The organism is Actimicrobium antarcticum (assembly GCF_039536745.1).
GTDB lineage: Bacteria > Pseudomonadota > Gammaproteobacteria > Burkholderiales > Burkholderiaceae_D > Actimicrobium > Actimicrobium antarcticum.
Genome location: NZ_BAAAZE010000013.1, coordinates 111842 through 133531 on the forward strand (window position 1 = coordinate 111842; position 21690 = coordinate 133531).

Here is a 21690-nt window from a genome sequence, read left to right on the forward strand (position 1 = left end):
CCGCATCCGCCAGAAAATTACAAGAGACCACCATGACTGCTGTATCTGCCCTTGACCAGACCAGTTTCCGTCGCATCCTCAATCGCAACATCACCTTGCCGCTCGCCGTGGGTGTGCTCAACGCGCTGGTGTTTGTCGGGCTGATCTTTTATTTGTTGTCAGTGTTGAAGTCGGTCGAACATTCCGAAACCGTCATCGGCAATGCCAATGAAATCAGCAAGCTGTCCGTCGACATGGAATCCGGCATGCGCGGTTTCCTGATCACGGGTGACGACAGTTTTCTGGCGTCTTATACGGTTGCCAAGCCAAGAATCAAGGTCGAGACCGCCGCCTTGATTGCGCTGGTCGAGGACAATCCGATGCAGGTGGCCCGCCTGCGGTTGATCGATTCCCTGCAAGACCAATGGAATATTTTTGCGCTGGACACCATCGCGCTGCGGCGGCGCGGCGAGGATGCGCAACAAATCATCCGTCGTGGTTCCGGCAAGCTGCAGTTCGATGTAATTCGCTCTGAACTGAGCACGTTTCTGGCGGTCGAGCAACGCCTGCGCCGTGAACGCGGCAGCGATGCCAAGGATGCGACGATCAATGTGGTCGGGCTCTATCTGTTGCTGAGTCTGTCGATGACCGGATTGCTGGCGTTTTTTGGCCGGCGTGAATTGCAGCGTTTGTCGGACGTCTACGGTGCCACGCTGTCGCAACACAAATTGCACGGCGAGCAGCTGGAACGGCAGGCGTGGCAACGCAACGGACAAAGCCAGCTTGCCAGCAAGAATCTCGGCCAGATGCCGATGCCGCAGCTGGGTCGCAGCGTGCTCGACTTCCTGGCGCGCACGATCGATGTCGCGGTGGCCGCACTGTATGTACGCCAGCTCGATGGCAGTCTGCTGCGGATTGCGAACTACGGGTTCAGCAAGGAAAGCGCGCTGCTGGCGCACTGTCTTGCGGCAGGTGAAGGCCTGGTCGGACAAGTGGCGTTGACCAATCGCCTGCTGCGTCTGGAACAGATTCCCGATCACTACCTGAAAGTCAGTTCCGGCTTGGGCGATGCCGTCGCGCGTCACGTCGTGCTGGTGCCGGTCAGCCACGACGACGAGGTCAATGGCGTCATCGAGCTGGGCTTTTTGCATCTGCCGGCCGACCGCGATATCGAATTGCTGGAGTTGCTGTCATCGCACATCGGAAATGCCGTGCATGCCGCGTTGCTGCGTTCGCGTCTGCAGGACGTGCTGGAAGAAACCCAGCAGCTCAACGAAGAAATGCAGACGCAGCAGGAGGAGTTGCGGGCTTCCAATGAGGAACTCGAAGCGCAGTCACGCGCGCTGGAAGTGACCCAGTCCATCCTCGAAAACCAGAAGGCGGAGCTGGAACAGACCAATCAGCAGCTGGGCATGCAGGCATTGATACTGGACCAGAAAAATACTGCGCTCGGTGTGGTCCAGTCCGAGCTCGAAGCCCGTGCGCTGGAGCTACAGCGCGCCAGCAATTACAAGTCCGAATTCCTGGCCAACATGTCGCATGAATTGCGCACGCCGCTCAACAGTTCGCTGATCCTGTCGAAGCTGCTCTCAGAAAATGCACCGGGCAACCTGAATGCTGAGCAGGTGCGCTTTGCCCAGACGATTTATTCGGCCGGGAACGATCTGCTCGACCTGATCAACGACATCCTGGATATTTCCAAGGTCGAGGCCGGGAAGATGGAACTGGCACCGGACATGATTTTGCTGACGCAACTGGTGGCGTCGCTGCGCATGACGTTCGAACCGATGACGCGGCAAAAGCATCTGGAGTTTGTGATACAGATCGATGCCGATGCACCGGCCTCGATATTTGCCGACCGCCAGCGGGTCGAGCAGATTCTCAAGAACCTGCTTTCGAATGCGGTCAAGTTCACCGATGCTGGTCGCGTCGCGCTGGTGGTGCGCAAGCATGCCGACGGCGTGGTCGCCTTCAGCGTCTCGGACTCCGGCATCGGCATCGCGCCGGATCAGCAAGAGCTGATCTTCGAGGCCTTCCGCCAGGCCGATGGCACGACCAGCCGGCGTTACGGCGGAACCGGTCTTGGTCTGTCGATTTCACGCGACCTGGCCGGCTTGCTGGGCGGTGCGATCCATCTGTCCAGCGAAACTGGTCACGGCAGCGTGTTCACCTTGCTGCTGCCCGAAACGGCCACGGCCGTGCCGCTGATTCTGCCGCCGATGTTGTCCATGGTGTTGCCAACCAGGTTGTCGGCACCATTTGCTCCGGCGAAGGTGCCACCGCGCAGCACCATCGAGCCGGCAGCCAGCCCGGCGCTGTTGCCTTCCTTTATCGATGACCGCCTGCGCATAGTTGTCGACACGCGTTCGGTGCTGGTGATCGAGGACGACCCCGACTTCGCCCGTGTCCTGTTCGACCTGGCGCACGAGATGCATTACCTGTGCGTGGTCACGCATGGTGCGGCCGATGGCTTGCAGGCTGCCACCGATCATTTGCCGGATGCGATTCTGCTCGACCTCGGCTTGCCGGACGGTTCCGGCATGGCGGTGTTGCAGCACCTGAAAGCCGATCCGGTGACGCGGCATATTCCGGTGCACATCATTTCCGGCTCCGACCGTTCGCGCGCGGCGCTGCAGCAGGGTGCCGCCGGTTACGTGACCAAGCCCGCTACACGCGCCCGGCTGGCCGAGGTCTTCCAGCAAATCGATGGCAGCGCGACCCACCGTGTCAAGCGGGTGCTGCTGGTCGAAGACGACGACCGCCAGCGCGAGAGCGTGATGCACTTGATTGGCGACGCCGATGTCGATATCTCGGCGGTGGCGTCCGGTGAAGAAGCCATGGCGCTACTGCAGAGCGTGGTCTTCGATTGCATGATCATCGACCTGGCCTTGCCCGACATGCAGGGCCACGAACTGCTGCAACGCATGGGTACCGACCATATCTGCGCCTTTCCGCCCGTGATTGTCTACACCGGCCGCAACCTGACGCGGGACGAAGAAACCGACCTGCAACAATATTCGCGCTCCATCATCATCAAGGGCGCCCGCTCGCCCGAGCGCCTGCTTGACGAAGTCACGCTGTTCCTGCACAAGGTCGAATCCGAACTGTCGGTCGAACGGCAAGGCATGCTGAAGACCGCGCGCAGCCGCGACCGGGTCTTCGAGGGCCGCACCGTGCTGCTGGTCGATGACGATGTGCGGAATATTTTCTCGATGACCAGCGCACTGGAACATCAGGGCCTGACCGTGGTGGTGGCGCGCAATGGGGCCGAGGCGATCAGTCAGCTCGATGCGTTTGCCGAGATCGACCTGATTCTGATGGATGTGATGATGCCGGGCATGGACGGGCTGGAAGCGACCCGGCGGATCCGGTCCGATTCGCGCTTCCGTACGCTGCCGATTATCAGCATTACTGCCAAGGCCATGAAGGACGATCAGGAAAATTGCATCAAGGCGGGCGCGTCGGATTATCTGGCCAAACCGGTGGATCTGGACCGCCTGTATTCGCTGCTGCGGGTCTGGCTGCCGAGCATGGAGCGGCTCTGATGGCGGTCGATGTGCGCGTGGAGGTACCGCTGCTGAATGCATCGCTCGCACAGATCGAAACCGGTTTGCTGATTGAGGCCATTTATCAGTATTACAGCTACGATTTCCGCGACTATTCGGAAGCGTCGCAAGCGCGGCGTGTCGGACAGGCGATGGCGCAGATGGGCTGTGCCACGATTTCCGAACTGCAGTCGCGCGTACTGCACGACGAGGAAGCGTTCGCGCAGTTGCTGCAGTTCCTGACCATTCCGACCAGCGCGATGTTTCGCGATCCGTCGTACTTCCTGGCCTTGCGCGAGCATGTCGTACCAGTCCTGACCACTTACCCGTCGCTGAAGATCTGGATTGCCGGTTGCAGCACCGGCGAAGAAGTGGTGTCGATGGCGATCCTGCTGCGCGAAGCCGGCTTGCTGGAACGCTCCATCCTGTATGCCACCGACATCAATCCGCAGTCGCTGGAACGCGCCCGCCAGGGCGTGTTCGCGCTCGAGCAGATGCCGCACTACGCCGCCAATTACCTGCAGGCGGGCGGTACCGGCGCGCTATCGGATTACTACACGGCGGCCTATGGCGGGGCACGTTTTGATCCGACGCTGTACGAGCGGATCACGTTTTCGGATCACAGCCTGGCCACCGACAGCGTGTTCTCGGAAACCCATCTGGTGAGTTGTCGCAACGTGCTGATCTATTTCAACCGGGCGCTGCAGGACCGTGCCCTTGGTCTGTTCCACGAGTCGCTGTGTCACCGCGGTTTTCTGGGACTCGGCAGCAAGGAGAGCATTGATTTTTCGGCCTATGCCAGCCGCTTCGATGCGATCGTGAAGGTCGAACGGCTCTACCGAAAAACCGTCTGAATCGCCCATGAGTCAACCATGAATCACCTATGAACCATCCCCGTGACGTACCGCTGGCGAGCGTGCCCGGTATCAAGCTGTTGATCGTCGACGACCTGCCGGAAAACCTGCTGGCGCTGTCGACCATCATCGCGCAGGAAGATCGCATCGTGTATCAGGCCAGCTCGGGAGAAGCCGCGCTGGCGCTGCTGCTGGAGCACGAATTTGCGCTGGCGATCCTCGACGTGATGATGCCCGACATGGACGGTTTCGAGCTGGCCGAACTGATGCGCGGTACTGAGCGCACCCGGCACATTCCGATCGTCTTTGTCACCGCCGCCGGCAAGGAACTCAACCACGCATTTCAGGGTTATGAGACCGGCGCGGTCGACTTTTTGTACAAGCCGCTCGATATCGTCGCTGTGCAAAGCAAGGTCAATGTCTTCGTCGCGCTACGCAAACAGCAAGACGAAATGACGCGCCAGATGGCCGCGCTGGAACAAAGCCAGAAGGAACTGCAGGCCACCCGGACCGAACTGCGCCATGCGCTGCAAATGCGCGACGACTTCATGTCGATGGTGGCGCATGAACTGCGCACGCCGCTCAACACACTGCTGCTGGAAAACCAGCTGCGCGGCATCCAGCTGGGTCGGGCCAGCACCGACGCCTTCGGCCCGGAGCAGCTGCAGCGCATGGTCGCGCGCGACGCGCGCCAGATCAGAAGCATGATCCGCCTGATCCAGGACATGGTCGATGTATCGCGCATCCGCAGCGGCAAGCTGTCGATCCGCGCCGCCGTGGTCGATGTGTCGTTGCTGTTGCAGCAGATCGTCAGCGACATGGCGCACCAGGCCGAGGTGGCCGAAAGCCCGATCTCGCTGCAGGCACCGGGCGGCATCAGGGGCTGGTGTGATGATTTCCGGGTTGAACAGATCATCGTGAATTTGCTGACCAACGCGCTGCGCTACGGTGGCCAGAAACCGGTAACGGTGTCGCTGGTCGCGACCCCGACGCAGATCCTGATCACGGTACGCGATCAAGGCGCTGGCATCGCTGCCAATGACCAGAAACGCATCTTTGCGCCTTACGAACGTGCCGGTACCAATGCCGTGCGCGATGGTTTGGGATTGGGCTTGTATATTGCCCGGCAACTGGCCGAGGCGCACGACGGCACGCTGGAGGTCGAGAGCGTAGCGGGCGATGGTGCGCGCTTTACGCTGATGTTGCCGCGGGAAGAAAAAACAGCTGTTTGATTGGCTGAACGTGCTGTGATGATCGCGCAATCGGTGTAGCGTCGTCGGGCTGCGGTAGCTAAAACGGTTTGCGCTCCGTGGAGGCAAGCCGGCGGCCGGGCCGCACCCGGCTTGGCTCCACGGAGAGCAACCCGTTTTAGCTACCGACGACCGCGCGCAGTGGCGACCCGCAACGCAACCTGACGCATGTTGGGTTTCGCAGCCCAACGGACGGTGGCGTAGCGAGTTTGCGGCCCTCCCCCGGACCGGGCACGGTATTTGGGAACCCGCAGGGCAGCGGTCTAGCGGTCGCCTTTTTCTTGGTTACTGCTTTTTGGCGAAGCAAAAAGAAGTGACCGGCTGCCGGGCCTCACCCGGCTTGCATCAACGGAGAGCAACCCGTTTTAGCTACCGACGACCGCGCGCAGTGGCGACCTGCAACGCAACCTGACGCATGTTGGGCTTCGCAGCCCAACCTACGACAGCGAAGCAAAAAAGTGAGCGGCTGCCGGGCCGCACCCGGCTTGCCTCCACGGAGCGCAACCCGTTTTAGCTACCGACGACCGCGCGCAGTGGCGACCCGCAACGCAATCTGACGCATGTTGGGCTTCGCAGCCTACGATTTTTGATCGTTGTCGCGGGAGAAGGCCCAAGCTACGATTTTTGATCGTTGCCCCAGGATAGAGGAACAGGCATTTGATGGGTTGAACGTGAGGTGGTGATCACGCAATCTTGCGCTGGTCCGTGTCACTGATGCCGCTTCAGATTCTGCTCGATATCTTCCAGCTCGATTTCGATCGCCTTGGTGCTGATCGCAATTTCGATCAGCGAGAACACCAGCGACAGCACCAGCAGTAACAGGCTGGCGCCGAACACGATTTGCGCCGCAATGATTAGGTTGATGAACACCAGCAGCATCGACAATGCACACAAGATAAAGCTCGTCACGCCGAAGGCCTGCATGCGCCGGATCAGCGTGATGCGCACGCGCAGGTTGGCGATCTGGCGGATCACCACGTCTTTCAGGTTTTCCTGGTACTGGCTGTGCAATTGCCGGATCAGCTGTGCCAGCACCATGAAGCGGTTGGTGTAGGCCAGCAACAGCAGCGAGATCGCCGGAAACAGCAGGGCAGGGGTGGTCAGGTCCATGGGGCGTTACCGGCTATTGAGGAAGATGACCGGTGATGCAGCACGTAACTCAGCTGAATACGTGCCCGCCATCAGGACGCCGCATCCTTCGGCTTCGCTTCTTCGCGGCGGTTATATCCCTGCACCATGTCAAAGCGAAACAGCCGGCATTCTAGCGCGCCATTGAAGAACGGCGTCTTGCGCGCTTCTTTCAGGCGCAGCAAACGCGGCACACCAAGATCGGCGGTGAACAGGAACACTTTCCACCCCGGGAAGCGTTGCTTGAGCGTGGTGCCGAAGGCACTGAAGAAGGTCTTCGCCAGTTCATCTTCCGGTACAGCGGCATCGCCACGCAGCTCGATCCGTTCGCCATATGGCGGGTTGGTCAGCATGATGCCCGGCACGTCGGTGGGCGGTTTGATTTCCTGCGCTTCAATCTGTTTCAGCGGCACCTCGAACGGGATGCCGGCCTGATTCAGATTACTGCGCGTCATGACGATGGCATCGCCTGAAATATCGCTGCCAAAAATCGTCGGCTCGGCCGGGAGCGGATTGGCCTTGATGGCGGCCTTGATCGCAGCCCATTCGGCTGACAGGAAACCGTGGAATTTTTCAAACGCAAAGCTGCGCCGTGCGCCCGACGGAATGCCGGTCAGCATTTGCGCGGCTTCGGCCAGGATGGTGCCGGAACCGCACATCGGATCGAACAGCACCATGCCCGGTTTCCAGCCCGCCACCCGCAACAGGCCGGCCGCCAGATTTTCACGCAAGGGCGCATCGCCGGTGTCGAGTCGCCAGCCGCGCTTGAACAGCGCTTCGCCCGAGGTGTCGAGATACAGGGTCACGTTGCGGGCATCCAGAAAGCCGACGATGCGCATGTCGGGTTCTTTGGTGTCGACGGATGGGCGCTCGTTGAACTGTTCGCGGAAGCGGTCACAGATGGCATCCTTGATTTTCAGGGTGGTGAATTCCAGGCTGCGCAAGGGTGACTTGATCGCGGTGATGTCGATGCGGATCGTGTGGTGCACGCCGAACCAGTCTTCCCACGGCTGTGCCAGCGCCAGGTCGTAGACGTCGTTTTCATTGAGGTAGCTGGAATGCGCCATGCGCATCAGCACCCGCGAGGCGATGCGCGAATGCAGGTTGACCTGGTACGCGTCGATCAGCTCGCCCGAGCAATGCACGCCGCCGGGCACCTGATTGTGGACTTTCAGGGTCGGGCTTTTGAGGGCGATTTCGCCGAGTTCTTCGGCCAGTGCGGCTTCCATGCCGCGCGGGCAGGGACAGAAATAGGAGTGTGATGCTTGTGCCATGGGGAGCCCTTTGTCCGTGGTTGCGTGATGCGGCAATCCGCCTGGATTGCCGATGTTGCGGTGATGTTGCACATTGCGTGCGGCGTGACGGCGGATCGCTGCCGTCACTTGCTGCGTGTTTATCTGGCCAGTGCGCGCCCGACAAAATCCAGCCGGTCCTGACCCCAGTAGCCTTCGCCATCGACCACGTACCACGGCGCACCAAACACATTGGCCGTGATTGCGGCTTCGGTATTGCGTTCGTATTCCGCCTGTACTGCTGGCGTGGACGAGGTTTTGAGCAGCAGCTTGCCGTCGAGTTCCATCATCGTCGCCAGCGACGCCAGCGTGTCGTCATCAGCGATGTTCCTGTCCTCGGCCCAGACTGCCTGCATGATCGCGCCGGTCAGCGCCAGCGCGGTCTCGGTGCCATGGGCCAATTGGCAGGCAATGATCAGTTTTGCCGCCGCATCCGCCGGCACCGGAAAAAATGCCGGTTGCAGATTCAGCGGCAGTTGCAGGAATTCGCTCCAGCGCTTGAGTTCGGCCAGCCGGTACGCCTGCCGTTGCGGTGCGCGCTGCGCCAGCGGCAAACCGCCGGTGACACTGAACACCTTGCCGATGTCGCACGGGCGCAGTTCGACGCGGGCGCCATGCTCTTTGGCCAGTGCCACGAAGCGCGCGTGGCCGAGGTAGGCAAACGGCGATTGCGGTGCAAAATAATAGTCACAAGTCTTGCCCATGGAGTCTCCTGTTGGTCCGGTAAAGAGTGTCAGAACGGTTTCACGATGACCAGCGCAACGATCGCCAGCAACAGCACGACCGGCACTTCATTGAACCAGCGATAGAACACATGACCGCGCTTGTTGACGCCGCGCTCGAACTTTTTCAGCATTGAACCGCAGGCATGGTGGTAACCGATGGCCAGCACCACGAAGAGCAGCTTGGCATGCATCCAGCCATTGCCCGGACCCTTGCCGATGCCATAGCCCAGCCACAGGATCAAGCCGAAAATCAACGCAGGAATCATCAGGATCGTCGTGAAACGATACAGCTTGCGCGACATCATCAGCAGGCGTTCGGTGGTGGCGACATCCTTCACGTCGGCCAGATTGACGAACAGGCGAGGCAGGTAGAACAGGCCGGCGAACCAGGAAGTAATGAAGACGATGTGCAGCGTTTTAATCCAGAGCATGGGTATTTCCTTGGTGGGGTGAGGCGTGATCGAACGAGCTGTTGTTGACGGGTTACTGACGCACTTCGCCGTGACCGAACACCACGTATTTCAACGAGGTCAGGCCTTCCAGACCGACCGGGCCGCGTGCATGCAATTTGTCGTTGGAGATGCCGATCTCGGCACCGAGGCCGTATTCGAAGCCATCGGCAAAGCGCGTCGAGGCGTTCACCATCACCGAGGCCGAATCGACTTCGCGCAGGAAGCGCAGGGCGCGGCTATAGTCTTCGGTCACGATTGCGTCGGTGTGCTTGGACGAGTACGTGTTGATGTGGTCGATCGCTTCATCGAGGCCGGAGACAATCTTCACCGCCAGGATAGGCGCGAGGTATTCGGTGCTCCAGTCGGCGTCGGTGGCGTCGGTCAGATGCGGGTAGCCGGCCAGAATGGCGGCGGCATGGGCATCGGTGCGCAGCTCGACTTGCTGGCCGGCGTAGCGCACCGCCAGCAATGGCAAGACCTGCGGCGCGATCGCGCTGGCAACCAGCAGGGTTTCCATCGTGTTGCAGGTGCCGTAGCGGTGGCACTTGGCATTGAAGGCGATGTTGACGGCTTTTTCGAGGTCGGCCTTGTCGTCGATATAGACGTGGCAGATGCCGTCGAGGTGCTTGATCATCGGCACCGTCGATTCGCGCATCAGGCGTTCGATCAGGCCCTTGCCGCCGCGCGGCACGATGACGTCGATGTACTCGGGCATCGTGATCAGCGCACCGACCGCAGCACGGTCGGTGGTATCGACCACCTGGACCGCGTCGGCTGGCAGGCCGGCGCCGGACAATCCTTCGGCCACTAGTCTGGCCAGTGCACGATTGCAGTGGATGGCTTCCGAACCACCGCGCAGGATGGTGGCGTTGCCGCTCTTGATGCACAGGCCGGCGGCGTCGATGGTGACGTTCGGGCGGGCTTCGTAAATGATCCCGATCACGCCCAGCGGCACGCGCATCTGGCCGACCTGGATACCGCTGGGACGGAACTTCATGTTCGAGATTTCACCGATCGGGTCGGGCAATCCGGCCACCTGCTCCAGCCCTTCGGCCATGCCCGCGATCGATTTGTCGGACAGCGTCAGGCGGTCCAGCATGGCCGCATCCAGACCGCTGGCGGCAGCCGCTGCCAGGTCGCGCTGGTTGGCGGCAGTCAGCACGGCGGCGTCGCGCCGGATTGCGGCGGCGATCAGCAGCAGGGCCTGATTGCGGGTGGCGGTCGAGGCTTTGGCCATCGCGCGGGAAGCGGCGCGGGCGTTCTTGCCGAGCTGGATCATGGTATCGAGTAGGGTCATCGTGGTCGTTTCAGTGTCGTTGTTTCGGGGCTGGCGGTGGTCGGTCTGTACGCTTAGCGTCCGCGCGCCACCTTCAGGGCCAGCTGCAGCATCGCATCCCAGGCATCGCCCGCAAATGCCTTGGCCCGCAAGCCCTTGATCAGCTTGTCGACTTGCGCGGCTTGCTGGATGGCCGATTCCAGGGTTGCCAGCGAGAGCCGCCGCAGGGCCGGTTCCATCAGTTTTTCACGCGGGCCCCAGATGCGGTATTCCCTGAGCAGCATGCCGACGGCCTTGCCTTGCTCCATGCCTGCCTTGATTTTCAGCAGCGTGCGGATTTCTTCGGCGACGGCCCACAACACCAGCGGCAGCGCTTCGCCTTCACCCTGCAAACCGTCGAGCATGCGCACCAGTCGCGCCACATCGCCCGCCAGCATCGCTTCATTGAGCTTGAACACATCGTAACGCGCCACGTTCATGACCGCGTCATGGATCTGTTCAAAGCGCAGTTTGCCTTCCGGATGTAGCAGGCCGAGCTTCTGGATTTCCTGGTGCGCCGCCAGCAGGTTGCCTTCGACCCGCTCGGCAATGAAGTTGATGCCTTCCTTGTCGGCGCTCTGGCCCTGCGCTGCCAGGCGCGTAGCGATCCAGCCTGGTAACTGATTGCGCTCGACCAGTGCAATGTCGATGTAGACAGCAGCCTGTTGCAGGCTGCCGACCCACGCCGCCTTGGCGGTGGCCCAGTCGAGCTTGGGCAAGGTAATCAGCGTGACGTTGTCGGGATTCGGACTGGCGGCGTAGTGCTGCAGTGCCTGGCCGCCATCCTTGCCGGGTTTGCCGGTCGGGATGCGCAGCTCGATCAACTTGCGGTCGCCGAACAGCGATTGGGCATTGTTGGCGGCATTCAGTTCGCCCCACTTGAAACTGCGGTCGACCTGCAGTACCTCGCGCTCGCTCAGGCCCTGCGCGCGCGCGGTCCGGCGGATCTTGTCGGCCGCTTCGAGCGCCAGCAGATGCTCGTCGCTGGTGATGACGTACAGCGGCGCCAGCGGCTTGCCGAGGTGGGCATCGAGGGCGTCGGCGCGCAGTTGCATGGCGTCGCTCAGGTCGCTGGCTTGAGTGCGGCGAGGCGGCGCAGGATCTGCTGTACCAGGTCGCTTTGCATGTCACGGTACAGCAAGCCTTCTTCGGCTTCCTTGGCCAGCACGGCAGATTCGTTGAAGCTGATTTCGCGCTTCAGAATGATGTCGGTAGGCGCCAGCAATTGCTTGCCCGTGTTGTCCACGACCTGAAAGCGGAACTTGTAATACAGCGTGAATTCGCGCACCCGGCCTGCGCTGTTGAGCGACAAGATAACTTTTTCGCGGGTCTCGGACAGCACGTCGAGACTGGCGTCGGCGAGCTTGCGGTCGGTGATGACGGCGGTGCCATTGGCGCGAATATTGCGCCGCAGTTCCGCCCCCAGCGGCGAGGTGTCACCAAAGCCGAGCACCATGGTCTTGAACGGCAAATTGGCTTCGCCGTTAGAGCCGCGCAAGCGGAAACCGCAGGCCGACAGCGTGGCCATGGTGGCAGTAATGGCGGAATAGGCCAGGAAGGTACGTCGATTCATGAGCGGGTTTCCGTCTTCAGGTCAGACCACGATGTTGATCAGCTTGCCGGGTACGACAATGATTTTTTTCGGCGTGCCGTCGAGGTACTTTTGCACGTTCTCGTTGGCCAGTGCCGCGGCTTCGATGCTGGCCTTGTCGGCACCCTTGGCGACGGTAATGCTGCCGCGCAGTTTGCCATTGACCTGGATCATCATCTCGATATCGGCCTGTTCCAGCGCGCCCGGATCGACTTGCGGCCAGGCCGCATCGAGCAAGTCGCCATGGACCGCTGCATAGCCGAGCTGTTGCCACAGCGCGAATGTGATGTGCGGCGCAATCGGATACAGCACCCGCAAGAAGATCGAGAAGCCTTCGGTGATCACGGCATCCGATACCACCGAGCCATCCAGCTTCGCGGCTTCGAGCGTGTTGAGCATTTTCATGCAGGCCGACACCACCGTGTTGTATTGAATGCGCTTGATGTCGTGATCGGCCTGTTGCAGGATCTTGTGGACTTCGCGGCGCAAGGCGCGCTGGCTGTCGCCGAGGTCGGCGGTGACCAGTTTGCGGGTGACCGATTTTTCGATGCGGCCAGCCTGCGCCACACCGAAGGCCCAGACCCGGCGCAAGAAGCGATTGGCGCCCTCGACCCCGGTACCGGACCATTCCAGCGTCTGTTCCGGTGGCGACGCAAACATCGTGAACAGGCGTGCAGTGTCGGCGCCATACAGGTCGATCTGTGCTTGCGGATCGATGCCGTTGTTCTTCGACTTCGACATTTTTTCGGTGCCACCGATGTGCACGGCTGCGCCATCTGATGTCAGCGTAGCCGAAACCGGCCTGCCCTTGTCGTCCAGCGTCAGCGTGACATCTTCGGGATTGAACCAGGTCTTTTTGCCGACGGCATCTTCGCGGAAGTAGGTTTCGTTGAGCACCATGCCCTGCGTGAGCAGATTGGTAAATGGCTCGTCGAACGTGATCAGGCCGAAGTCGCGCATGACCTTGGTCCAGAAGCGCGCATACAGCAAATGCATCACCGCATGTTCGATGCCGCCGATGTACTGGTCCATCGGCATCCAGTAATCGTTGCGCGCATCGACCATCGATTCGGTGCTGCCGGGTGAGCAATAGCGCATGTAATACCAGGACGAATCAACGAAGGTGTCCATGGTGTCGGTTTCGCGGCGTGCCGGTTTGCCGCAGGTCGGGCAATCGACGTGCAGAAATTGTTCATGCTTGTTGAGCGGATTGCCGGTGCCGTCGGGCACGCAATCTTCCGGCAGGACGACCGGCAAATCTTTTTCAGGGACCGGCACGGCGCCACAGCTGTCGCAATGAATGATCGGGATCGGCGTGCCCCAGTAACGCTGGCGCGAGATGCCCCAGTCGCGCAGGCGATAGGTGATTTTCTTTTCGCCGAGACCGAGCTCGGAGACGACCCTGGCGACTGCATCGACAGCGTCGGCAAAGCCCATGCCATCGAAACGGCCGGAATTGATGCAGCGACCGTTTTCCTTGTCGGCGTACCAGTCGTGCCATTGCTCGGGATTGAATACCTTGCCGTCGACGTCGATGACCTGCTCGATGGGCAGCACGTATTTCTGGGCAAACGCAAAGTCGCGTTCGTCGTGCGCCGGCACGCCCATCACCGCGCCATCGCCATACGTCATCAACACGTAATTGCCGACCCAGACTTCGATCTGGCGACCGGTGATCGGATGCGACACCAGCAGGCCGGTTGGCATACCTTTCTTTTCCATCGTCGCCATGTCGGCTTCGATGACGCTGCCGAGCTTGCACTCGGCAATGAAGGCCGTCAGTTCGGGATCGGTTTTGGCAGCGAAGGTGGCCAGCGGATGTTCCGGTGCCACGGCGCAAAACGTGACGCCCTTGATGGTGTCGGGACGGGTCGTGAAGACCCACAGCTTGCCGTCATCGATGAGTTGGTCGCCATCGGTGATGGTGTGCTTGAACGCAAAGCGCACGCCCACCGATTTGCCGATCCAGTTGGCTTGCATGGTGCGCACGCGCTCTGGCCAGCCCGGCAATTTATTGTCGACATGGTCCAGTAATTCTTCGGCGTAATCGGTGATGCGGGCGTAATACATCGGGATTTCGCGCTTCTCGATGAGCGCACCGGAGCGCCAGCCGCGGCCATCGACGACCTGCTCGTTGGCTAGCACGGTCTGATCGATCGGGTCCCAGTTGACGGTCCCGGTCTTCTTGTAGACGATGCCTTTTTCCAGCATCTTCAGGAACATCCACTGATTCCATTTGTAGTAATCCGGCTTGCAGGCGGTCATCTCGCGCGACCAGTCGATCGCCAGTCCCATGGCCTGCATCTGCTGCTTCATGTGCGCAATATTGGCGTAGGTCCATTGCGCCGGCGGCACGTTATTGGCCATCGCCGCATTCTCGGCCGGCATGCCGAACGCATCCCAGCCCATCGGCATCAGCACGTTGTAGCCGTTCATGCGCAGGTGGCGATACATCACATCGTTGATGGTGTAATTGCGCACATGACCCATGTGCAGCTTGCCCGATGGATACGGCAGCATCGAACAGGCATAGAATTTTTTCTTGTCATTGCCGTGCTGGTCTTTGGCGTGTTCGACGGCTTTGTAGGCGTCGGTCGCTTGCCAGTGGTCTTGGGCCGATTTTTCGACGTCGGCTGGGGTGTATTTTTCTTGCATGACGGGTGCGGCCAATAGGGGAAGAGGAGGGGTGATTATACTTGGCTCAAGGTGGGTTTCGTGACGCTGGCGATGTGGGGTGCGGTTTGGTGCAGTTCCAAGCCCAACGCCAGGAAAAGTTCAGCGGCAAACCGATACCCGTATCCTTCACAAAGGTCATGATTGCCTCGATGACGAAATCAGGTGTGCTGTCGCGTTGCCAGTAATCGGATTCAGATGAAATGCTGGATTGTCAGTTTGCGAATCACTGCGGTTGTTGTCATGGCGCTCATCTTCTCAAACCAAGCGCCCGCAGCCAGGCATCTACCTGTCCGAAAGCGTCCTGCTGCCATTGCTCCGGGGTGCGGTCCCCCAGCACGTTCGTATCTTCGACGAAGCGGCGCACGCATGTCGGCCCGAAACCATCAGCTGAATCGAACTTGCCGGCAATGAAACCGTATCCCCCTGCACCACTGGCATGATCGAGTAGTGGCCGACATGCTTCGGCGAGCACCTCCGGACCTCCGGGATAGTTCCGGATGCAGTAATAGATGTCGTAGGCGTCCTTCTGTTTATAGCGTCCCTCAATTGCATGCCCCTTCATCGCCAAAAGGGCCGGGATCGAACAAACCGCGATCTCGACGCGGTTTACACCACCAGCGGGCATCGGACCGCTGATCGCAACGAGTTGGTGGAAGCGAAGCGCCAAATCGGCACCGTCTGCTCTTTGCACGGCGAAGTCACTGAGCAGCGGCGGCACGTTTTTAACGATCTCGGCGTCGCGGGGCATCAGGAAATCGACAATGATGTCAATCGGCGCACCGCCGTCTTCGGTCGGAACCTGGCGAACGAGTTGAAAGCGGCGAAGCTCTCGACGCTGCTGGTAGCCGTGTCCTTGCAGCGCTGCAATGAGCGTTGCGTATTCGCCGTCGCCCAAAGCCTTCGCATCGAGACTCAGGTCCACGTCGAGTGTGCCGACGTGTGGCATATCTTCGTTGCCAAGCAGCAGCCACGGTACGGCGCCGCCAACGATGGCGAATTTCCCCTTGAAACTTCCGAGAATCTGGCCGATCTCGATCAGCACCGTTTTGACGGCTGTTGTCGTGCGGTCGTCGTAATCGGCGGCGGACTGCGGCTCGCCGGGTGTCATTTCGGCCACGTCAGCCTTTCTTGTCGCAAATGATCTGCAGCCTCTCGCCCGCGTTCGCCTGCGTTGACAAGATCAAGATAGGTTTGGACGGGGCTGGTACAGATTGCTCCGGGCGCCGGTTCCTCCGTGTCGCGCAACAAGCCGGAATCCTTGAGGAGAAATACCACGACGTTTTCGCCTTTGAAACTCGGGGATAACTTCAAGGCTGACTGCAGTCGTTCAAGACCTGCCTCGTCCGCATAGAAATAGTGGGTACCTGTCCTGCCATACGGCGCGAGCCAATGCGCCGCCGAGAAGGAGGCAAATGCAGCTGGACTGGCCTCGCCATCCGAGCGCAGTACTCGCCGCGCAGCTTCTTCAAACGCGCTGCCGTGCAGGGTTGTATAGAAAGCCAGGCGCTTCGCAACGGGAGGTTCACAGGCATCGCGCCATGCATCCAGCAGTGCCTCAGGCTCGGATAAAAACAAACCTGCTTCAGCGACTTGCGCCCACTCTCTGTCGAGCAAGCCGACACGAACGTTGCTTACGTGACCAATGCTGACAGCGGCGGCTTGTGCGAGATCCGTGACGCGCCATGCCTGGCGAGGATTGCGCAGCATCACGCGTAATACCTGCGCGGATTTCGGCTTGAATAGCGACCTCAATGCACGCCGATCGACAACGGGTTTGCTCGCGACCTGGCGTTCAATAAAGACGCTGTCGAAGACCAGGCGCGCATTGCCTTCGAAGTCCAGAAAGCCTGCACCTTGCTCACGGCACAGTGCCTGAGCGTCAGATGACAGATAAGGCGCAATGAAAACAGGCGTGGCATCTTGCGCATGGTGTGCGATGTAGCTGCGCAACTGGAGCAATGCCATACGCACATGGCGCGGCTGGCCCGTGGACTGCATTTCACAGACGAGCACGTGGTGCCTGCCAGACAAGTTGATACGTGCCACGAGATGCGCACCTTGGGCAGATTCGTGCACCTCGTACCGAATGTCGACCTGCCTGATTGCAGGCACTTGTTCCAGCAGCAGGCGAAGTACCTGCGTAGCTTGGCCCTCGATGTTTTTCATTGAATGATTAGATTTCAGCATTTGTTGAAAATAGCACTTCCAGTGAAAAAATCAACAGTCGTTTAACTGGAATGACTGTGTTCAGCGTTTGCCGAAGCAGCTTATTCAGCTGAAATTGCGCCACCGCTATTGTCGTGAAAGCAATGCGCCAATTGACTTGTCAGGACGGACGACGCCGGACGACGCGCCGGTTCGACTGTGACCTTTCCATGCAGTCCCAGCGAGAGCTTGCGGCCTCGCCAGCGTTCGTCCGTTATTGAAGCATGAACACTTTGCGCCACGCCGGGGTGATCTTGCGCAAGAAACCGAGGGGCAACGTTTCCCGGAATTCGACGGCATGGGCCTGGGGTTGTGCCGCATCGACAGCGGGTTTAGCAAGCTAGGACTTGGTTTGCGAATAGCGCTTCCGGACGGATTTGCATGCCTCTTTCATGGCCTGGTTTTTTTGACCGGGCCGCTGCGCCGCAGCCCTGTCCTGGCGTCGAACCAGTGAGGCGACAGCAGGATGCGCGTTGAAGTGCGCCAAAAGCCTGGACTTTTGTTGTGCAGTCAGCGGCGAAGCCCTGATCATCTCCGGCCACAAGGCGCCCGCTTTTTTGACACACTCGGTCAGTGCTGCGGTTGCGGGCTTTTCGGCCAGGCCCAATGCGGCTGTGAACGCCCGCAACATGCCGGGTGTCAGGGAGGGTTTGGGGAGCTTTGCACCTGCGCTGACCCGAGGCATCAAGGCATCAGGCAGGATCGGCAACGCGTGCCCGATACGCTGGCTCATCGACGCGCAGGCGACGATGTCGTAGGCCGGAGGCAACGCTGCATGGATGCCGTCCGGGTACCACAGTCCCATGTTTTTCAGGTGCATGTCCGGATTGCCCAGCATCTCGTTGACCAGAATGCGCCGCAACAGCTCGTGCACGGCCGGCTCACCCGCACCGGGCAAGGCTAACAACGTTGCGGCCACCGCGAGATAGCTTGCGCGCGGCCCGGAGTATTTGTTTTCCGGCATCACGCCGAGCACCTGCGCGAAGTCTTCACAGTGCACCCGCCCGGTCGGCAAGCGGTCATAGCGCACCACTGCCAGAAAATGCGTACGCGCATCGGCATCACCGAGGTCGTACCCATGCTCGACTGCCAGTTTTTCGAGCGGCTCCAGCGTTGCCTGGCACACGGAAACGCCGGCCGCACTCGCCAGTCGCAAGGAGACATATTCGAGTTCGGGCAACAACGGTTGGCCAACGACGGGCAGTTTGGCGATGATATGCGTATCCCGGTCTCTGGTGCGTGCCACGTACCGCTCGCCGTCCTTGATCACCCCCAATTTTGCCTGTACGCCAGATAGCGAAACCCCTTCTTCCAGCGGATCTGCCGTCACGCTCATCTCCAGCGCGTCGCCGTTTTGGGTGACATAGCGGGCCAGTGCATCGCGCGCCAGCACCACGGGTAACGCAAACACGTTACCCGGCAAGTCTTTGCCGCAGGCCGCCAGTAGTTCGAAATGGTCGGTCGGCTCGCAGCCGCGCAACGCGGCAACGTGGTCCCGAAACACGCCTTCAGGCAAGAGGTTTTGAAAAAATGCCGGCAGGAGCCACGCTTTGCCTTTGTGGGAGTACGCACCATTGAACTCCCTCGCGGCGACATCGCGCCACAGCAACGCCTGCTCGTCGGGTGTCGCTGCAAGCAGGGATGCCGACAACGTGGGCTGTGCCGCCGCCAGTGCAATGAAGCCATCATCGGCCACAAAGCGGTTGATCACGTCCGCGCCAGGCAAGGCATATTGAAACAGCACGCCGACGCGCTGCGTGCGCCCGAGATAAATGCCCAAGGCCTTGACGTTCATGGCACGCCGCCGTTCCCGGAGTCCGAAATGCCGTCCAGCGCTTTCTGGACGACTGTTTTGATAACCCCGTCGCGCGACGCCTCCATCCCTGCCTGATTCAATTCACGTGGCATCAGGACCAGGTCGAGGCCGAGCTGGTCGCAAATGGCCAGCAGATTCGTCACCTTGTAGTCGGAACTGCCGCCGAGGATGTTGGTCAGGGTTTGACGAGAGACACCGACCCGCGACCGCAATGCGTCTTGCGTGATCTGATGTTGCTTCAAGCGGGCGCGGAGTGCTTGCGATAGCTGCAGGAGGGTACGCATTGTGTGTAAAACCCTGTATCAGTAGGTACTGTTGGAAATATTCTGCTGCAGCGCCTAGAGTACCGCAGAAATCCTGAGGGTTAAAGTAGGATATGTCGTAAATATCCTAGTTTAATAGGTTATTTGGCGTATGTATCAACCGCCGATCTCGCACGGGTTGACCTCATCTCGCCCTCCTCACGACCTCAGGATCACGTTACTCGCCACCCATAAAAAAACCCCGGGGATTCGGTCCCGGGGTTTTTATTGATCACATCGATCCGGTCACTCAGTGGCCCGAAGCTCCTTCGGCGCCGATGCCTGTTTCCGAACGCACCTTCTGCGCCGGATACCCGGCCCGATCCAGGCGGGCACGGTCACTGGTATCGAGTATCGAAAACAGCCAGATGCCGACAAAGCCAGCCGTCATCGAGAACAAGGCCGGTGACGTGTACGGGAAAATCGCGGTCGGATTGCCCAGTACATCGACCCATACCGACTTCGAGACCACCGTCAGGCCCACCGCGGTAATCAGGCCGAGGAAGCCACCGATCGTTGCACCGCGGGTCGTGCAGTCTTTCCACAGGACCGACATGAACAGCACCGGGAAGTTGGCCGAGGCCGCGATTGCGAATGCCAGCGAGACCATGAAGGCGATGTTCTGCTTCTCGAACAGGATGCCCAGTACGACCGCAATGATGCCCAATCCGATCGTCGTGATGCGAGACACACGCAGTTCGTTGGCGCTGGTGGCTTTGCCTTTTTTGAACACGGTGGCATACAGATCATGCGATACCGCCGAGGCACCCGACAGCGTCAGGCCAGCGACAACCGCCAGAATGGTGGCGAAGGCGACTGCCGAAATAAAGCCCAGGAAGACATTGCCGCCAACCGCTTTGGCCAGATGGATCGCCGCCATGTTATTGCCGCCCAACAGCTTGCCGGCAGCATCCTTGAACTCGGGATTGGTGCTCACCAGAACGATCGCGCCGAAGCCGATGATGAAGGTCAGGATGTAGAAATAGGCGATCCAGGTGGTGGCCCAGAACACGGATTTACGCGCTTCCTTGGCATTCGGTACGGTGAAGAAACGCATCAGGATGTGCGGCAATCCAGCGGTGCCGAACATCAGCGCCATGCCGAACGAGATGGCGCTGATGGGGTCCTTGATGAAGGTGCCCGGTCCCATGATGGATTGCTTCTTGTCGTGGATTTCGACCGACTTTGCGAACAGCGCTTCGGGACTGAAATTGAACTGCTGCATCACGATGTACGCCATGAAGGTGGCACCCGCCAGCAACATCACTGCCTTGATGATCTGCACCCAGGTGGTCGCGGTCATGCCGCCAAACAGCACATAGATCATCATCAGGCTACCGACTACGACCACCGCGATCCAGTATTCCAGACCGAACAGAAGTTTGATCAGCTGACCAGCGCCAACCATCTGGGCGATCAGATAAAACGCCACCACCACCAGCGTGCCGGATGCCGCAAAAATGCGGATCGGTGCTTGCTGGAAGCGATAGGCGGCCACGTCTGCAAAAGTGAATCGACCGAGGTTACGCAAGCGTTCTGCCATCAGGAAGGTAATGATCGGCCAGCCGACCAGAAAGCCGATCGAGTAGATCAGACCGTCATAACCATTCAGATACACGGCTGCCGAAATGCCGAGGAAGGATGCGGCCGACATGTAGTCGCCGGCAATCGCCAGGCCATTCTGGAAGCCGGTAATGCCACCGCCCGCGGTATAGAAGTCGGAGGCCGATTTGGTTTTTGATGCGGCCCATTTGGTAATGAACAAGGTAAAGATCACGAAGGCGGCAAACATGGAAATTGCGGTCCAGTTGGTCGGTTGCTGCGTTGCCTGACCCAGATCAGCACCGGCGGCGTGCACCGTGCCGGCGACGGCCAATCCGGCCAATCCGGCCAGCGCCAGGAAAATATTTTTCAGGTTCGACATTTACAGTACCTCTTTGCGAATAGCGGCGGTCAGATCATCGAACTCGCTGTTGGCGCGTCGAACATAAATGCCGGTAATGATGACGGTAAACACAATCACGAACAGGCCGATCGGCATGCCCCAGGTCATCACGCCTGCGCCCATTCTGGCGCTGAGCAATTCCTTGTCGAAAGCGATTAGCAGAATGAAACCGTAGTACACGATCATCATGGCCCAGGTCATTAACCAGCCATAGGACGAGCGTGTTGCGACCAGTTTTTGATAGTTGGGGTTGGCCTGAATGCGCTCAACGAGGTTGTCTTCCAAGGTTGTCTCCTGTTTTTGTGGATTGGTGAATTCGGTGGCTTGCGGCGCTTGATGTACTGCTGCGCTGGTGTCGTCAGTCAGACGAGACGGGGCTGTTTCGCGGGGAAGGGCGCGGTGTCGCACGCGGCATCGGATGCAGGACTTCGTCGAGTCTTTCGCTGTAATCGTTGTCCGAAGACTATCAGTCGTTACTTACCCTCATCTTACGGCGCACGCGATTGCGCGACGCAGTGCGACGGGGAGTACGTTACCGGGAATGGGCGATCGCATTCGGTTCGCCGCGCAGCGGTTAGGGTATTGATTACGACCCTGCGCGCTGCTTCTTTGGAC

The 21690-nt window shown here is 59.9% G+C and carries 17 protein-coding genes and 1 pseudogene; 3 read left to right on the forward strand and 15 right to left on the reverse strand.

All coding sequences use genetic code 11. The annotated features are described in order from the left end of the window. Positions 1–32 precede the first annotated feature (32 nt). Genes ABD720_RS15900 through ABD720_RS15910 form a run of 3 tightly spaced genes read left to right on the forward strand, consistent with a single transcriptional unit; the run spans position 33 to position 5610 of the window. The gene (locus tag ABD720_RS15900; protein ID WP_344764704.1) at positions 33–3524 is read left to right on the forward strand and encodes a response regulator; all 3492 of its coding nucleotides are present in this window, start codon (positions 33–35) and stop codon (positions 3522–3524) included. After that, positions 3524–4378 (forward strand): CheR family methyltransferase, encoded by an 855-nt coding sequence (locus tag ABD720_RS15905; protein WP_344764706.1) that lies wholly within the window; start codon positions 3524–3526, stop codon positions 4376–4378. Before ABD720_RS15900 ends, ABD720_RS15905 begins: the two co-directional genes overlap by 1 nt. A gap of 29 nt (positions 4379–4407) precedes the next feature. Beyond that, complete coding sequence (locus tag ABD720_RS15910) at positions 4408–5610, forward strand: hybrid sensor histidine kinase/response regulator (RefSeq protein WP_344764708.1); 1203 nt, start codon at positions 4408–4410, stop codon at positions 5608–5610. A 726-nt stretch (positions 5611–6336) separates the two neighbouring features. Here ABD720_RS15910 and ABD720_RS15915 read toward each other — a convergent pair. From ABD720_RS15915 to ABD720_RS15985, 15 genes and pseudogenes are all read right to left on the reverse strand, one after another. Beyond that, on the reverse strand, positions 6337–6738 hold the full coding sequence (locus ABD720_RS15915; RefSeq protein ID WP_344764710.1) for a DUF2721 domain-containing protein: 402 nt from the start codon (positions 6736–6738) through the stop codon (positions 6337–6339). Positions 6739–6809: 71 nt separating this feature from the next. Further along, entirely contained in the window at positions 6810–8030 is a 1221-nt protein-coding gene (locus ABD720_RS15920; protein WP_344764712.1) for a THUMP domain-containing class I SAM-dependent RNA methyltransferase, read from the reverse strand. Positions 8031–8149: 119 nt separating this feature from the next. Further along, a complete protein-coding gene (locus ABD720_RS15925; protein WP_344764714.1) occupies positions 8150–8752 on the reverse strand; it encodes a 2-hydroxychromene-2-carboxylate isomerase in 603 nt (200 codons plus the stop codon). Between the two features lie 29 nt (positions 8753–8781). Continuing rightward, entirely contained in the window at positions 8782–9204 is a 423-nt protein-coding gene (locus tag ABD720_RS15930) for a CopD family protein (protein WP_344764716.1), read from the reverse strand. Between the two features lie 52 nt (positions 9205–9256). Further along, positions 9257–10522 (reverse strand): glutamate-5-semialdehyde dehydrogenase, encoded by a 1266-nt coding sequence (locus ABD720_RS15935; protein ID WP_344764718.1) that lies wholly within the window; start codon positions 10520–10522, stop codon positions 9257–9259. 53 nt (positions 10523–10575) lie between these two features. Next, positions 10576–11595, reverse strand: a complete 1020-nt coding sequence (gene holA / locus ABD720_RS15940) for a DNA polymerase III subunit delta (RefSeq protein ID WP_344764720.1) — start codon at positions 11593–11595, stop codon at positions 10576–10578. Between the two features lie 8 nt (positions 11596–11603). Further along, positions 11604–12113: an LPS-assembly lipoprotein LptE gene (locus tag ABD720_RS15945; RefSeq protein WP_344764721.1), complete on the reverse strand. Its 510-nt coding sequence runs from the start codon at positions 12111–12113 to the stop codon at positions 11604–11606. 21 nt (positions 12114–12134) lie between these two features. After that, positions 12135–14786 carry a leucine--tRNA ligase gene (gene leuS, locus ABD720_RS15950; RefSeq protein ID WP_344764723.1) on the reverse strand — a complete coding sequence of 884 codons (2652 nt, stop codon included), beginning with the start codon at positions 14784–14786 and terminating at the stop codon, positions 12135–12137. A 268-nt stretch (positions 14787–15054) separates the two neighbouring features. Next, on the reverse strand, positions 15055–15924 hold the full coding sequence (locus ABD720_RS15955; RefSeq protein WP_344764725.1) for a nucleotidyl transferase AbiEii/AbiGii toxin family protein: 870 nt from the start codon (positions 15922–15924) through the stop codon (positions 15055–15057). After that, complete coding sequence (locus ABD720_RS15960) at positions 15912–16994, reverse strand: hypothetical protein (protein WP_344764727.1); 1083 nt, start codon at positions 16992–16994, stop codon at positions 15912–15914. The genes ABD720_RS15955 and ABD720_RS15960 overlap by 13 nt, the downstream gene beginning before the upstream one ends. 140 nt (positions 16995–17134) lie before the next feature. Then, positions 17135–17352, reverse strand: a pseudogene (locus ABD720_RS15965) (integrase); the annotation flags it as partial. Then, complete coding sequence (locus tag ABD720_RS15970; RefSeq protein WP_344764729.1) at positions 17353–18807, reverse strand: type II toxin-antitoxin system HipA family toxin; 1455 nt, start codon at positions 18805–18807, stop codon at positions 17353–17355. After that, complete coding sequence (locus tag ABD720_RS15975) at positions 18804–19112, reverse strand: helix-turn-helix transcriptional regulator (RefSeq protein WP_344764731.1); 309 nt, start codon at positions 19110–19112, stop codon at positions 18804–18806. Before ABD720_RS15975 ends, ABD720_RS15970 begins: the two co-directional genes overlap by 4 nt. 268 nt (positions 19113–19380) lie before the next feature. After that, complete coding sequence (locus tag ABD720_RS15980; RefSeq protein WP_344764733.1) at positions 19381–21054, reverse strand: cation acetate symporter; 1674 nt, start codon at positions 21052–21054, stop codon at positions 19381–19383. Next, positions 21055–21360, reverse strand: coding sequence for a DUF485 domain-containing protein (locus tag ABD720_RS15985; RefSeq protein WP_344764735.1), 306 nt, complete (start codon positions 21358–21360; stop codon positions 21055–21057). Positions 21361–21690: the final 330 nt, after the last annotated feature.

Excerpts from the sequence above, each read along its gene's own strand:
- ABD720_RS15910 (WP_344764708.1), top strand. The coding sequence starts at position 4,408 with ATGAACCATCCCCGTGACGTACCGCTGGCGAGCGTGCCCGGTATCAAG.
- ABD720_RS15975 (WP_344764731.1), bottom strand. The coding sequence starts at position 19,112 with ATGCGTACCCTCCTGCAGCTATCGCAAGCACTCCGCGCCCGCTTGAAG.
- ABD720_RS15935 (WP_344764718.1), bottom strand. The coding sequence starts at position 10,522 with ATGACCCTACTCGATACCATGATCCAGCTCGGCAAGAACGCCCGCGCC.
- ABD720_RS15900 (WP_344764704.1), top strand. The coding sequence starts at position 33 with ATGACTGCTGTATCTGCCCTTGACCAGACCAGTTTCCGTCGCATCCTC.
- ABD720_RS15915 (WP_344764710.1), bottom strand. The coding sequence starts at position 6,738 with ATGGACCTGACCACCCCTGCCCTGCTGTTTCCGGCGATCTCGCTGCTG.
- leuS (WP_344764723.1), bottom strand. The coding sequence starts at position 14,786 with ATGCAAGAAAAATACACCCCAGCCGACGTCGAAAAATCGGCCCAAGAC.
- ABD720_RS15960 (WP_344764727.1), bottom strand. The coding sequence starts at position 16,994 with ATGCTGAAATCTAATCATTCAATGAAAAACATCGAGGGCCAAGCTACG.
- ABD720_RS15920 (WP_344764712.1), bottom strand. The coding sequence starts at position 8,030 with ATGGCACAAGCATCACACTCCTATTTCTGTCCCTGCCCGCGCGGCATG.
- ABD720_RS15930 (WP_344764716.1), bottom strand. The coding sequence starts at position 9,204 with ATGCTCTGGATTAAAACGCTGCACATCGTCTTCATTACTTCCTGGTTC.
- ABD720_RS15980 (WP_344764733.1), bottom strand. The coding sequence starts at position 21,054 with ATGTCGAACCTGAAAAATATTTTCCTGGCGCTGGCCGGATTGGCCGGA.
- ABD720_RS15925 (WP_344764714.1), bottom strand. The coding sequence starts at position 8,752 with ATGGGCAAGACTTGTGACTATTATTTTGCACCGCAATCGCCGTTTGCC.
- ABD720_RS15970 (WP_344764729.1), bottom strand. The coding sequence starts at position 18,807 with ATGAACGTCAAGGCCTTGGGCATTTATCTCGGGCGCACGCAGCGCGTC.
- ABD720_RS15905 (WP_344764706.1), top strand. The coding sequence starts at position 3,524 with ATGGCGGTCGATGTGCGCGTGGAGGTACCGCTGCTGAATGCATCGCTC.
- holA (WP_344764720.1), bottom strand. The coding sequence starts at position 11,595 with ATGCAACTGCGCGCCGACGCCCTCGATGCCCACCTCGGCAAGCCGCTG.
- ABD720_RS15945 (WP_344764721.1), bottom strand. The coding sequence starts at position 12,113 with ATGAATCGACGTACCTTCCTGGCCTATTCCGCCATTACTGCCACCATG.